This is a genomic window from Carnobacterium viridans (assembly GCF_900102725.1).
In the GTDB taxonomy this organism is placed as follows: Bacteria; Bacillota; Bacilli; order Lactobacillales; family Carnobacteriaceae; genus Carnobacterium_B; species Carnobacterium_B viridans.
The window spans coordinates 1,278,474-1,292,104 of sequence record NZ_FNJW01000008.1; the positions used below are offsets into that span (position 1 = coordinate 1,278,474).

Genomic DNA, 13,631 nt, shown 5'->3' on the forward strand with positions numbered 1-13,631 from the left:
AGTTAGTCGAATTGAAGCTTGTTATGCTTACTCAAATAGAAAGTTGCTTTGAGTTAATTGAATTAAGATTTGTTACGTCTACTCAAATGAAAAACACTTCTGAGTTAAACGAATTAAGCCTTATTGTTTCAACTCAATTGAAAAACACTTCTGAGTTAACTGAACTAAGTCTTGTTACGTCAACTCAAACGAAAAACACTTCTGAGTTAATCGAATTAAGGATTATTGCGTCTACTCAAATGAGATTCTACATTGAGTTGATGCTCCATTCGTTTTCATTGTCAAATTTATCTCTTTCGAAACAGTAGTAGCTTATTTTTCTGCTACTATACAAACACTCATTCACAAATCATTGTTAAACTTTAATCTAATAAGGTGAACTCTTAATAAAAGCGTACAAAAAAACAAGCCATATCAGATTTATTCTGGGATGGCTTGTTTTTAATTTGTGTTCTTATCTAATTGTGTTAAGAGCTTTCGTCCATAACAACAAGTCATCAAACATGCCTTGTGCATTTACTTTATTGTAGTCATTTGGTTTGAAAACACTCATGTTTTCAAAGTCCGTCATTAATGAGAAGTTTGTTGTTGTGTGCACTGATGCCACACTCAATTCTCCTAAGATCACACGCATATTTTCGTGAGCACGTGCGCCACCTAAACTGCCGTATCCAACTAATGCTGCTGCTTTGTTCGCTACTTCTACTTTTAAGAAGTCGGTCGCATTTTTCAATGCTCCCCCTACTGCATGGTTGTATTCTGGAGTGATAAACACATATCCATCAAATGAAGCCATTTTTTCAGACCATGCTTGAATAGCTGCGCCAGCTGTTGCTTGACGTTCTTCAGAAAGTTTAGCGCCTAATAATGGTAAGTCGTAATCTGCTAAAGCAACCATTTCATATTCGACACCTTCATCATTTCTGTTTAATGCAAATTCATGGATCCATTCTGTTACTGCTGCTGAGTTTCTTCCTTCACGTACGCTTCCTGAGATAATACCGATTTTCATAATTTTGTTCCCCTTTTCTTCTATTTTATTTGTTTGTTCTTTCTTTCCGAATAAAGCTTCGCTCATTCGAGTAAATACCGATTTGTTAGCCAATGTGTTTCCTCCATTACAGATCATTTAATTGAAGGTCACCCACCAATTAACACTTACATTTCGTAAGTACATTTACTAGTATGCCATAGATCGAATTTTATTACAAGTCTATTTATTCTTAATTAGAGATTTTTACTAAAAATAAGTGATTCTTCTTTTTATACACCTCTAAAGTAAGGTTTCTTCTATAAATAGGTTGTAAAAAAAGGATTAGATTACTCTATTTGACAAAATTAATTAATCGTATTACAATTACCTCGAATTAGTAATATATTAATTCGTAATTAAATTCAAACATTATATGTAGCTTTATAACATTTAAAATCTGTAGTTCAATTATTAAAACATAAGGAGCGATTGATATGAAGAAAACAGCAGGTATTCATCACATTACAGCTATCGTTGGGCACCCTCAAGAAAACGTCGATTTTTATGCTGGTATTTTAGGTTTGCGACTTATTAAAAAAACTGTCAATTTTGATGATCCAGGTACGTATCATCTCTATTTTGGAGATGATGGTGGAAAACCCGGGACTATTATTACCTTCTTTCCTTGGGCTGGAGCTGCACAGGGAAAAATTGGCGGAGGTCAAGTTGGCGTGACCACTTATGCTATTCCAGTTGGATCCTTAGTTTATTGGGAGACTAGATTAAGCAAATTTGCTATCCGTTACGAAAAAACAAGTCGCTTTGGTGAAACCTATTTACAATTTGAAGACTACCATGGTTTACAACTAGAATTAGTTGAACGTGCAGATGGTCAACTTAACCATTGGACTTTTGGGGAAGTAACCCCTGATGTAGCCATAAAAGGATTTGGTGGAGCAATATTGTATTCAACTGATCCAAATTCAACAATTGAAACACTTCAAGAAACGATGGGTTTGGAAAAAATTGCCGAAGAAGACGATCTTATTCGATTGAGAGCTTATGGAGAAATTGGAAATATTATCGATGTTAAACAAAGTGCACTTGCTCAAGGGATAATGGGCGTTGGGACTGTCCACCATATTGCGTGGCGAGCAAAAGATGAAGCCGATCACGTTGATTGGCAAGATTATGTTTATAACAAAGGGTACGGTGTAACAGAAATAAAAGACCGCAACTATTTTAACGCTATCTATTTTAGAGAATATGGCGATATTTTATTTGAAATAGCAACCGATACTCCTGGTTTTGCACATGACGAATCATATGAGACAATGGGACAAAGTTTGAAACTACCAACTCAATATGAAAGCGCGCGAGAAAAATTGATCACTAACCTGATTCCAATTGAAGTCAGAGAATTGGATTAAACGCTATTTTAAAACTAAACCAACTAATTGGAGGAATAATTTATGAACGAATTTACAGGAATCCACCACGTAACCGCAATAACAAGTAGCGCTGAAAAAATCTATGACTTTTATACAAATGTCTTAGGTCTTCGCTTAGTTAAAAAAACCATTAATCAAGATGATATTCACACTTACCATCTATTCTTTGCAGATGAAAGCGGCAGTCCAGGAACAGATATGACCTTTTTTGATTTTCCAAATGTTCCAAAAGGATCAAAAGGAACGGATGACATTTCAAGAACTTCTTTTCGTGTACCAACTGATGCAGCGCTAGATTATTGGGTTAAACGATTCAACAAATATGCGGTTAAACATGGAGAAATCAAAGAAATGTTTGGGGTCAAGACTTTACAATTTGAAGATTTTGATGAACAACAATACCAATTGATCTCGGATGAAAACGATACTGGAGTCGCTTCTGGGAAACCTTGGCATAAAGGTCCTGTCCCTGACGAATTTTCCATTACCGGTTTAGGTCCTATTTTTTTTAGAGTTTCAAATTTTGACTATATGAAGCAAGTTCTTGAAAAAGTTCTTTTATTCAAAGAAATCGCATTTGAGGGGGACTACCACCAATTTGAAGTTGGAGAGTTTGGTGGTAACGGCGCTCAAATCATTGTTGAATCAAATACGAGTATGCCACGTGGAAGACAAGGATACGGCAGCGTACATCATGTTGCTTTCCGTGCAAAAAGCCGTGAGAATCTTGACTATTGGACAGAACGGATGCAAAGTTTTGGACTGCCAAATTCAGGATATGTCGACCGTTTCTATTTTGAATCCACGTACACAAATATCTATCCTGGTATTTTATTTGAGCTAGCTACAGATGAACCGGGTTTCATTGATGATGAAGAATCTATTGAGACTTTAGGTGAAACACTTGCTTTACCGCCAGCTTTTAGAAATGACCGTAGTCGTATTGAGTCATTAGTTCGTCCTATTGATACTGTACGTAGCACAAAAGTATTTGAAAAAGAGTATTTAGAGTAAGTGACCTATTAGGAATAGAATAATGAAGGAGGAATAGTATGAAACATTTATTTATTAAAGGAAAAGATCAAACGAAACCGACTTTGCTTCTACTACATGGAACGGGAGGCACTGAACGTGACCTTCTTCCTCTTGCAGCAGAAATCGATCCAGATGCAAATGTCTTAAGTGTCCGAGGAAATGTTTCAGAAAATGGCATGCCGCGCTTTTTCCGTCGACTTGCTGAAGGGATTTTTGATGAAGAAGATTTAGTTTATCATACAAAAGAAATGAACGAATTTCTTGATGAGGCTGCTAGTCAGTATGAGTTTGACCGTACAAACATTTTAGCTATAGGGTATTCAAATGGTGCAAACATTGCTGCTAGTCTTCTCTTTCATTATGGTGATGCATTGTCTGGAGCTATTTTGCACCACCCGATGGTCCCTAGAAGAGGCATTTCTTTACCTGATTTAACAAGCAAAGCTGTCTTTATCAGTGCTGGAACAAACGATCCAATCTGTCCTTCAAAAGAATCCGAAGAATTGTATGCTACACTGGAAAAAGCACATGCCAAAGTTGAGATTCACTGGGAAAGCAACCAACATCAATTAACGTATAGTGAGGTTGCTGCTGCAGCTAAATGGTACCAACTAACTTATGCTTAAAAAATATTAATTTAGATAATCTAACCAGATTAAAATAATCCTTAAACGAATGATTCTCTTCGCTTAAGGATTATTATTTTTGGTTATTACTAACTTTATTTAATGAGTCCACAAATTAACCTTAGAACACTTAATAAAACTACTCTAGGTTCTACGTAGCTACGTTCCGTTTAACCATATGTTATACTTTATAATAAATGAAAGGAACGTGATATTGATGAAACTATCTTTAACTAATCCGCATACTCACCAAATGAAGCACGTAAAAATTGGTTTTTCATGGACGACCTTTTTTTTTGCTTTTATGCCTGCTCTCTTTCGTGGAGATTTTAAATGGTTCTCTATTCAACTCGTTTGCGCTGCCTTTTCTTTGGACTTTTCCAGCTTAATTTTTGCTTTCATCTACAATAGATTGTACATCAATGACTTACTTGAAAAAGGTTATGTACCGGCAGATAAACATGCTGCTAACGTATTAGCAACCAAAGGGTTTATTGGACGCGATTAAGACTATTGTCTTAGCTTAGTCCGCACTTTTTTTAAAATAGTTATAAAAAACAGATTAGGTGCACAGTTGATTGCCGCACCTAATCTGTTTTTATTTACTTAAATTTTATATAACCGAATCTAGCTATTTTTTAATCAACATGTGGTGGTGCATCTTCTCGCAAAATATGAATTGTTCCTTCTTTGTGCTCTGGTGTAGAGTATAATGTATACAGCTTTAAGGGTTTGCCACCTGTGTTGATGATGTTATGCCACATGTTTTCAGGCACCAATACAGCATCATTCGTGGTAATGGCTCTTTCAAAGTTTAAATTATCTTTGGTTTCACCCATTTTACATACGCCCTGTCCCTCTACAATTCGTATGAACTGATCAATGCCTTCATGAATTTCCAATCCCGCTTCCTCATTTTCCTTAATGGACATCACCGTTAGTTGTAGGTTTTCACCGGTCCAAATCGTGGTACGGAAATTATTATTTTGGATAGTTGCCTCTTCAATGTCGAACATATAAGGTTTTTTGCCATGATCTTTAAATTCCATTGCTATTTCCCTCCTTATGATCTAGTTACTAGTACTTATCTACTTCTTCTACACAGGATTTCACATTTATTGTAGCGCTTTCAAACAAAAAAATCATCTTTAAACACTTTAAATTAAACTATCAATCCTTCTTTCATTTTATCAACCAACAAACGAGCAATTTCACCAGAAGAATGGCTATTGGCGAAAAAATATAACTAATATTATTCAATTTCCGCTTCTATCATTGTTATTTCTCCATCTACTGAAACCTTGCTTATACCTCTATATTTACTCGCTTCGTTTTCCTATTTAATTAGGTACTCGTTATCTACTTTTTCTGTAGAAATGATCGTAGCCTCACCTGTCTGATTGCTGTACTCTTCTATAATTAGTTGTTCGGCCTTGTTTTCGGATATCGTTGCACAGCCAGTTAATGCAAAAACAAGTGAAATATAAGTGAGCAATAGTATTTTACTCATAAAGTAATCTCCCGTTCACTTTATTATTTTTTTAAGAACAACTGCTGAGATAGTAAAGCCAATCAAAAGAGACCCTGAAATTAACAAAAATGAGGGTAAGGCTTGGTTCAAACCAACACCATAAAAATAATTTTGGAATAACTTAAAAACACCGAATCCTACGATAGCAGACGTTAACAATCCGATAACATAAAATAATAAAGTATGAGTAAACGTACTATTATCATTCACTCTTTCATCATCATTGTTCATACTCCCACCTGTGTGTACAGGTTCAGCACTATCTAGCGAATTTTTGTTGGCATCTTGACCAACATTTACTCTAGCATATAAAGAATTTGAAATATTACTTTGTTGATTATACTTATTTTGTTTATCGCGATCGCTCATTTTTAAATCCTCCTTTTATTCTCTACATCTAGTTGTTAACTGATTTGTTTAATCTGAAGCAATTATAACGTTATTACCTTTATTTCGAAAGCGCTATTTTTAATCAATCAAATTATTTGTTCTTTTAGGATACGCTTAAGAAGAGCACCATTCCTAAAAAAATAATAAAAAAGAATAAGAGCGTTTCAAACCGATGAACTGGAAGTCGTTGGCGAATTCCATTGCCAATTTTGTGGGCTAAATAAATTGCGGGAAGAGAAGCAATATAAAAGATAAATAACTCTTTTGACCACAATCCTCCTATCGCTTGTCCAGTAACTATTAAAAGACTTGAAATAATAAAATAGCTTTGTAGAGTACTTTGAAAAGTCTTCATTTCCCAATCTCGGAAGGTTCCATAAATTACAATAGGAATCCCATTCATGTTATAGGCACTTCCAAGAACACCTGATAACAGGCCAAAAGGTAATGGTAAAAAATTACTTTCTTTCCATTTTTTGGGTAACTCCAGTTGAAATCGTTGTTTTATCAATGAATAAACACCATAGAAAAGAAGAAAGATCCCTAAAATTAGTGTTACTCTTTCTTGAGGCATATTTTTGACTAGATAAAGCCCAATAGGAATTCCAACAAAAGTACTAATTGAAAGAAGAATAAGTATACGACGATCAATATACTTCCATGCAGAAAATAGAGCCATGAGCCCGACAGACAAACCAGTTAAACCAATAAGAGAAACACTTGTATGAATAGAAAGCGGCAGTAAAGCTAATAAAGGCATAGAAATAACTGAATCTCCAAACCCAAAAGTAGAACGGGTCAACGAACCTAGAAAAACGGTTATAACTACTAAAATAATGACAGAAACAGGCATTAAAAAAAACTCCTTTTATAATTAAATAGTTAACCTTTATTGTATCATAGTTAAATTTCAAACCTGTATATTAAACAAAAAAGTCATTAACTGTTTAGAGTTAATGACTTTTTAGATCAATATAAAAATATACTGAGTTTTTATAAAAACAATCCAACAAACATTGCTGATAGGATAGGAACAATAAATCCGCCTAACATTCCTCGTAGAGCAAGTTTAGATAAATCATTTTTCCTAGTTGGCGCAAATACTGACAATCCTGTTACGCAAATCGCAATACTGGCAAACGCTCCAAAACTGCCTACAGCAATGGATAACATAGCTACAGCTCGTTCAGATAGTTCAGCCATCATAGGCACTAAGTCGGCATAAGCGACAAATTCATTAATAGACATTTTAGTACCTAAAATTTGCCCAGCAATCATTGCTTCAGAACCGCTTAACCCCATCAACCAACCAATTGGTAGAAAGACATAGCCTAGAGCCTCTGTAAAACTCGTTCCTATTAAGCCTAAAATGCTGTTTAATAAGGCTACAATTGAGATCACGGCAATCAAACTAGCACCAATACCTAGAACCATTTGCAAACCATTATTGATTCCTTCAGCCATCGCAGAAAAAATTGACGTATTAGATCCTTTACGATCTAACGTTACGTCTGATACTTGACTAATTTCTGTTTCAGGTGTCAAAATTTTAGCAACCAGCATTGACCCAAACGGAACTAAAGCAGTTGTGATTAGCAGCCATTTCATAGGAATACCTAACAAATTATACCCTACTAAAATAGAAGCTGACATTGAGCCCATTCCTGAAACCAAAACCGTCATCAGTTCCGAATTCGTCATATTTGGCAGATATTTGGCTACTAAGAAAGGAGCCTCTGTTTGGCCTAGGAACATATTAGCCACAGCTACAAACGACTCTGCTTTCTCTGTGCCTAACAATTTACCTACAGCACCTCCAATTACTTTCACGACCCAACCTACTACACCTAAGTAACCTAGGATACCTGTTAAAGCCGATAGGAAAATAATGACTCCCAGTACATCAATAAAGAAATACCCTTGTCCAAATAAATCTCCAAATACGAAGGTTAGCCCTTCATTAGCAAAACTAAACAACTTTGTTACACCGCTTGCTAATTGTTCAATAATCCAACTACCAATAGGAACTTTAATTAAGAATAATGACAAAACAATTTGCGCTCCTAAAGCAGTAAAGACTGTTCTTTTATTAATAGCTTTTTTATTATCAGATAAGAGATAAACAATCCCCAACATAACGATAATTCCTAAAATCGTGATCAATTTATTCATTTATTACCTATCTCCATCTCTGCTAATTTATCTTTAACCATTGTTACGACCGTATAGGCATCTGCAGGGTTATTGACTACATCAATCTTATCTATGTTGATAATCAACACCTCAGAGGCATCATAATGTTTGGCAACCCAATTGTCATAACCTTCCCAAAGAGCTTTATAATAATCCAGCAACCCTTGATCCTGTTCAAAGTCTCTGCCGCGCAAACCAATACGGTAAAGAACCGTTTCAAAAGACCCTTGCAAATAGATCATTAAATCAGGTGATTTTTTTGGCAATTCTTGTAATTCTTCCATCATATTATTAAGCAACTTTTCATATATATTAAATTCCGTTTCAGAAATACGCCCTAGTTCAGTATTTACTTTCGCAAAATACCAGTCCTCATAGATTGATCGATCTAAAACATTATTTTGATTATGTAGCGCTTCTTTAATACTTTTAAACCGACTATTCAAAAACTCCAATTGCAGTAAAAACGGGTAACGTTTGACTCTTTGCTCCTCTTCGCTTGCTGTATAAAATAAAGGCAATATTTCGTTGTCCTCTACATTTTCATAAAAGACCTCAGTACCCAAAGAGCCTCCCAAAAGTTCAGCCACACTTGTTTTTCCTGCTCCAATCATTCCACCAATTACTAAAATTGCCATCTACCCCTCTCCTTATTTCAAGGAAAAAGAGTAGCCCGTTGAGCTACTCTTTTTCTATTTAGTTAAATAGTATTATCTTGATTATCTTTGTTGCTTTAGTTCAAATTGGTTTGCTAAACAAATTTCAGGCTAACCTTCATTTCATTTAAAACTACTTATTCTATAAATAGTCACAACCTCATCCAGCAGCACCTTAATTATAATACTACTATCCCCAATCTTTTTCAACAAAAAAACACAACATACGCTATTTAAAATAAAAAAAACACAACATGTTGTATTGTCGCTAATTTAATGTTTTCATTTACTTACTATATCTTAAGGCTAAAAGACATCCTAATGTGCTTTATTTATTTTAGAATAGTAGAATGCCAACTTAATTTCCAATAAAAAATAGACAAGGCCAAGGATATTTCCTCTAACTTGTCTATTTTTGTTTATAAACCTTTATTTAATTAAGTGCGGGCATACTATCTGGTTTTTCTCCACTAGGTTTTTGCATGTCATCGCCATTTCCAGGCTGTTGCATGCCGCCTCCCATTTGTCCTGTTGTAGTGCCTACTGTCGTTGATACTGAATCAATTGGAACTTCAAAAGTCTCATCATTAACGGATAAAGCGTATGTTTCATCTACTGCTAAATCAGCTGAACTGAACTGTACAGAAGAAAAACTTTTATCCGCTGTCCATGACAAGAGAACCGTTCCGTCTGCATCACTTAGTTCAATTTCGCTACCCGCTTCATAAGTCGTTTCAAATCCATAAAAAACACTAACTTGACTAGAACTGTCTGAAAAAGTTACAGCCATACCTGAACTACCAGCAGCCATTAATGATCCTCCAGTGATAATAGTATCTCCATTTGAATCAATTGTTCCATTTCCGTCATTTTCCGGCCCACTAACTGTCGTTAATCCTCCAGAAATTTCAATCGTTCCATTTGAATCTAATCCATCGCCGCTACTATTTACTGTCAGTGTACCACCAGAAATGACTAATGCATTTTCACTGCTACCAGCTGTTTCACCGGGACCAGTTTGTTCGCTAGTTGACGAAGTACCGCTAGATGCGTTTAACCCATCATCATTGGCTAAAACCGTTATCTCCCCGTCACTGATTGTGATTGTCTTGCCTTCAATACCCTCATAACTTTCTGTAATCGCAACAGTTGAACCGCTTAATTCCAAATCATTGTCAGCATGTAAGCCATCATCGCCAGAAGTTAATGTCAGAGACCCACCTGAAAGGATTAGATTACCATCTGTATGAACACTGTCATCAGCTGAATCAATTGTGATCGTGCCATCATTAACAATCAACTCACTTACAGATTTCAACCCTTTTGTACTTATTGAACTGATTTCATCGCTATCCGCATTTTCTTCTTCATCGGCCTTTTGAGCAAAGAAATCCATCCCTTCTTGGGTTTTTGCTACTGCATTAGCACTTCCACCACCTGTTGTGATATCAAACGTTCCGCCATCAATTTGAAGCAACGTCTCAACTTGAATACCATCTTGCTCAGCATCAATAGTAAAGTCTCCGCCAGCAATATAAACAAATCCTCTGCCTTCTTCCTGATCATTATCCGATTGGATTGCGTCAGTTCCTGTATTCAACGTAAATATCCCATCTTTGATTTTAACTGCGTCTTTTCCTGACAGGCCTTGACCTGCTGCAGTGATTTGATACGTACCGCTTACGATAGTTAAATCATCCTTTGATACGATTCCGTGATTCGTATTCCCATTTATGATCAAGCTACCAGAACCGTTTACTGTTAAATCAGCCTTACTAAAGATTGTTCCATCAATACTCGTTGCATCAGTTCCTATACCGATAGTTGCTGTGCTGCCGGCTTTATCTGTTAATGTATTTTCTGAATCTTCAGCCAGTGTTACAAAAACTTTTTCAGCTTCTTCAACAAGCAGAGGTGCACTGGTAGAAGAAGTAATATCCACTCCATCCAAAATCAAATGAACTTCTTCGGTATCTGGAGCTATTACTTTTATCTGACCATCTGAGAGTGTCCCACTGATTAGATAAGTTCCTCCTGTTGTAATCGTAACAACATTGCCATTGACTGTTACTCCCTCTCCACTACTTGTGCTTTGGTCATCAGCTAGTTGGATAGTGGTTGTATCAGACTCATCATAACCGACTTCAAGATCATCTGAGCTGAATTCTAAGTCATAGTCCACTGTACTTTCCGAAGTACCAGAGTTAGCAGTTACAGTAGATTCTGTGCTTTGGGCAGTATCAGAAGAAGTTACTTGGCATCCGGCTAACATAACTAAAACAGCTAGCGACAAAAATGGGGTAATTTTCGTATGTTTCATCTTTTTTTTCATTAGAGTTCTTCCTTTCCAGTTAACGAGCGACCACAACTAATTTCCAAGTTTCCATTCCTGCAACGCAAAGCATCAATCAGTTGTTTTTCTTGCATTTGATCCTTCAACTCGATTGTGTATTCAAGACGAAACAGGCTGCCCATATTAGTCGTTTTCACTCTCAGCATTTGGTAACTTGATAAGTGTTGTTCGAAGATATCGTCAAAAATCGTGCTATAATCCAGATTTTCGGGAATAGTGATTCTTAACATACGGACTTGTTCACCCATTTCGCCAAAGCGGGAAAGATTTAAAATCATCATTACACCGCAAATGATTACGGCGAATACTACAGCAAATCCTATATAACCCATACCAGTTGCTAAACCAATAGCCATGGCTAGGAAAATACTGCTGATTTCTTTAGCCGAGCCCGGAACTGATCGGAATCGTACTAGACTGAATGCTCCCATTACTGCAACTCCGGCTCCAACGTTCCCATTAACCAACATGATAACCATTTGCACCATGGCTGGTAATAGAAATAATGTACCTACAAACCCTTTAGAATAATGATTTTGATGCATATAGGTCCATGCAATAAATCCTCCTAAAATTAAACTTGCTAGTGTACAAAAAATAAAACTCGTAATTGAAAACGCAGATGTGTTTTCCATATATAAACTATTAAATAAATCACTCATGCACTATAAACCTCTCTTTCTTTTACTTCTATTGTTGTTTCTCCTTGTTTCTTTAGATAGTCTTGGTACCCATTAGCATATTTAGAAAATTTTGCTGGGTAAATTTGTTGCCCGGATAAAATACGAGCAAGCCATACAGGCATTGCACCGCAAATTTTTATTTCCATCAATAAGTGATTTTCTGGTAAAATCGGCTCTCCATAAGATCCAGATGACAAAGAAAGATCCTCTGTGCGGTATAGAATTTCTTGATCAAAAGTGATCCGAATACTATTATCCAACTTTCCAAAGTAAGCTAGCCTTTTATAAGACAAATACATTGCTGGCTCTAAGTCGGGATAAAAAGCAAGAACCGACTCAAATTCACGTACTTTTTGATTATCATTGACAGATTCAAGCTCATTTTGACGTGCTAAAAACCTTTCTGCATTTTTCAATTGCATTTTGGTTCTTCTTTTATAGACAATTCCATCAAATTTTTTCTTAATTTCAAGATAGACTGAATCTTTTTTTGTTGGAACACCATAACTGCGCAATCGAACTTTTTCTTTGTAGAGCGGCTTACTTATTGAGTGACGTATCAAATACCAACTCGGAGTATCATAGTAAATATTTGTAATCAAATGCTTGCCATATTGGTCCAATTCCATATACGGTCTAAGCTCTATAAGCAATTTATTCCATTGATCATAAGTAATTAAGTACTTTGTTTCCTTTCGTTCAAAAACACTTTGATAATTAGCCATATCCATTACCTCCTTGCTCGATGGATACAATATAAAACTTGGACCTTAATTGAACCTTAAGTCTAAAATTTAAAAGCAGATTTATTTGTAGAATGCGTATTTAGTTAGTGAGGCTAATTTAGCGAGGAGGTCTAATGTATGTATCACCCACGAGAAAAGCCCTATTTATTAATAATAATGGAGTCTTTAGCCGTAAGAGGAACGTTAACCAGCAAACAGAGGCAGTATCTGAAACATTTGCAAAAAGGCTTTGCGGGTGAACAGCTGTTTGACAAGCTGACTGTTCAATTGAATAGCAACTGTTTAACTTTGAACGATTTGTTTCTACAGCCTCATTTATCAAACGCCTTTCAAATTGATTCCTTGATTTTGACTGAAAGGACTCTTTATTTGTATGAAATAAAAAACTATAGTGGAGAATATTATTACGATGAAGAAATGTTAGTGAAGATCCCTAATTTCAAAGTGAGCAATCCTTTGATTCAAGCACAAAATACTAAAAATAAACTCACCATTTTTTTGAAAGAACTCCGGTACGAGATTGAAATTAAAGCTTATGCTACTTATGTTCACCCAGAATTCACTTTATTTAACGCTCCGAAACACGAAGGCATTCTATTGCCTTCACAGCTGAAAAGTCATTTTGATAACATTCAAAAACAAAGTAAGCCTTTGACTAATTTCCATAAAGAAATAGCGGCAGATTTAATTGCTCATCAGACTGATCCGATGTTATTTACTAACGATATTCCAAATTATTCATTTGCTGGTTTGCGCAAAGGGTTATGCTGCGAGGAATGCAATTCATTAGATTTAGAATTGCGTCGCAATCAGTATCACTGCTGTTCATGTGGTTATGAACATTTTATTAATTCTGCGCTCTCAGCATGTATCAAGGAGTACCAACGTCTTTTCCCAAATGATAAGCTGACTACTTCAATACTTTATATTTGGTGTGCTGGAAAGATTTCGAGAAAAAGGATTACTCGAATGCTAAATACACTTAACTGACCTG

At 35.8% G+C, this 13,631-nt stretch carries 16 protein-coding genes; 6 read left to right on the forward strand and 10 right to left on the reverse strand.

The window, feature by feature from the left end; genetic code table 11:
* The first annotated feature begins 23 nt into the window (after positions 1–23).
* A complete protein-coding gene (locus BLT48_RS13660) occupies positions 24–308 on the forward strand; it encodes a hypothetical protein (protein ID WP_143019109.1) in 285 nt (94 codons plus the stop codon).
* 146 nt (positions 309–454) lie between these two features.
* Here the strand turns inward: BLT48_RS13660 and BLT48_RS07535 are convergent, their stop codons facing one another.
* Complete coding sequence (locus BLT48_RS07535; RefSeq protein WP_226776557.1) at positions 455–1,105, reverse strand: NADPH-dependent FMN reductase; 651 nt, start codon at positions 1,103–1,105, stop codon at positions 455–457.
* Between the two features lie 362 nt (positions 1,106–1,467).
* Here BLT48_RS07535 and BLT48_RS07540 point away from each other — a divergent pair, with 362 nt between their 5' ends.
* The 4 genes from BLT48_RS07540 to BLT48_RS07555 all read left to right on the forward strand — a co-directional run bounded on the left by BLT48_RS07540 (position 1,468) and on the right by BLT48_RS07555 (position 4,593).
* Positions 1,468–2,403 carry a ring-cleaving dioxygenase gene (locus BLT48_RS07540; protein WP_089976815.1) on the forward strand — a complete coding sequence of 312 codons (936 nt, stop codon included), beginning with the start codon at positions 1,468–1,470 and terminating at the stop codon, positions 2,401–2,403.
* 42 nt (positions 2,404–2,445) lie between these two features.
* Complete coding sequence (locus BLT48_RS07545; protein WP_089976820.1) at positions 2,446–3,438, forward strand: ring-cleaving dioxygenase; 993 nt, start codon at positions 2,446–2,448, stop codon at positions 3,436–3,438.
* Positions 3,439–3,476: 38 nt separating this feature from the next.
* The gene (locus BLT48_RS07550; protein ID WP_089976825.1) at positions 3,477–4,085 is read left to right on the forward strand and encodes an alpha/beta hydrolase; all 609 of its coding nucleotides are present in this window, start codon (positions 3,477–3,479) and stop codon (positions 4,083–4,085) included.
* A gap of 253 nt (positions 4,086–4,338) precedes the next feature.
* Positions 4,339–4,593 (forward strand): hypothetical protein, encoded by a 255-nt coding sequence (locus BLT48_RS07555; RefSeq protein WP_244885813.1) that lies wholly within the window; start codon positions 4,339–4,341, stop codon positions 4,591–4,593.
* A gap of 130 nt (positions 4,594–4,723) precedes the next feature.
* On the opposite strand, the gene BLT48_RS07560 is transcribed toward BLT48_RS07555, so the two are convergent.
* The 9 genes from BLT48_RS07560 to BLT48_RS07600 form a co-directional block, all read right to left on the reverse strand.
* Complete coding sequence (locus tag BLT48_RS07560) at positions 4,724–5,140, reverse strand: cupin domain-containing protein (RefSeq protein WP_089976833.1); 417 nt, start codon at positions 5,138–5,140, stop codon at positions 4,724–4,726.
* 281 nt (positions 5,141–5,421) lie between these two features.
* A complete protein-coding gene (locus BLT48_RS07565; RefSeq protein ID WP_226776555.1) occupies positions 5,422–5,595 on the reverse strand; it encodes a hypothetical protein in 174 nt (57 codons plus the stop codon).
* Between the two features lie 15 nt (positions 5,596–5,610).
* A complete protein-coding gene (locus BLT48_RS07570; protein ID WP_035020522.1) occupies positions 5,611–5,985 on the reverse strand; it encodes a hypothetical protein in 375 nt (124 codons plus the stop codon).
* Positions 5,986–6,109: 124 nt separating this feature from the next.
* Positions 6,110–6,859, reverse strand: a complete 750-nt coding sequence (locus BLT48_RS07575) for a sulfite exporter TauE/SafE family protein (protein ID WP_089976837.1) — start codon at positions 6,857–6,859, stop codon at positions 6,110–6,112.
* 140 nt (positions 6,860–6,999) lie between these two features.
* Positions 7,000–8,178, reverse strand: a complete 1,179-nt coding sequence (locus tag BLT48_RS07580; RefSeq protein ID WP_089976841.1) for a NupC/NupG family nucleoside CNT transporter — start codon at positions 8,176–8,178, stop codon at positions 7,000–7,002.
* Positions 8,175–8,837 carry a deoxynucleoside kinase gene (locus BLT48_RS07585; protein ID WP_089976845.1) on the reverse strand — a complete coding sequence of 221 codons (663 nt, stop codon included), beginning with the start codon at positions 8,835–8,837 and terminating at the stop codon, positions 8,175–8,177. The genes BLT48_RS07580 and BLT48_RS07585 overlap by 4 nt, the downstream gene beginning before the upstream one ends.
* A 451-nt stretch (positions 8,838–9,288) precedes the next feature.
* Positions 9,289–11,187, reverse strand: coding sequence for a carbohydrate-binding domain-containing protein (locus BLT48_RS07590; protein WP_089976849.1), 1,899 nt, complete (start codon positions 11,185–11,187; stop codon positions 9,289–9,291).
* The gene (locus BLT48_RS07595) at positions 11,187–11,870 is read right to left on the reverse strand and encodes a DUF4956 domain-containing protein (protein ID WP_089976852.1); all 684 of its coding nucleotides are present in this window, start codon (positions 11,868–11,870) and stop codon (positions 11,187–11,189) included. The genes BLT48_RS07590 and BLT48_RS07595 overlap by 1 nt, the downstream gene beginning before the upstream one ends.
* Positions 11,867–12,616 (reverse strand): polyphosphate polymerase domain-containing protein, encoded by a 750-nt coding sequence (locus BLT48_RS07600; protein WP_218123365.1) that lies wholly within the window; start codon positions 12,614–12,616, stop codon positions 11,867–11,869. Before BLT48_RS07600 ends, BLT48_RS07595 begins: the two co-directional genes overlap by 4 nt.
* Before the next feature lie 138 nt (positions 12,617–12,754).
* On the opposite strand from BLT48_RS07600, the gene BLT48_RS07605 reads away from it, so the two are divergent.
* On the forward strand, positions 12,755–13,627 hold the full coding sequence (locus tag BLT48_RS07605) for a nuclease-related domain-containing protein (protein WP_089976860.1): 873 nt from the start codon (positions 12,755–12,757) through the stop codon (positions 13,625–13,627).
* The last annotated feature ends 4 nt before the right edge of the window (positions 13,628–13,631 follow it).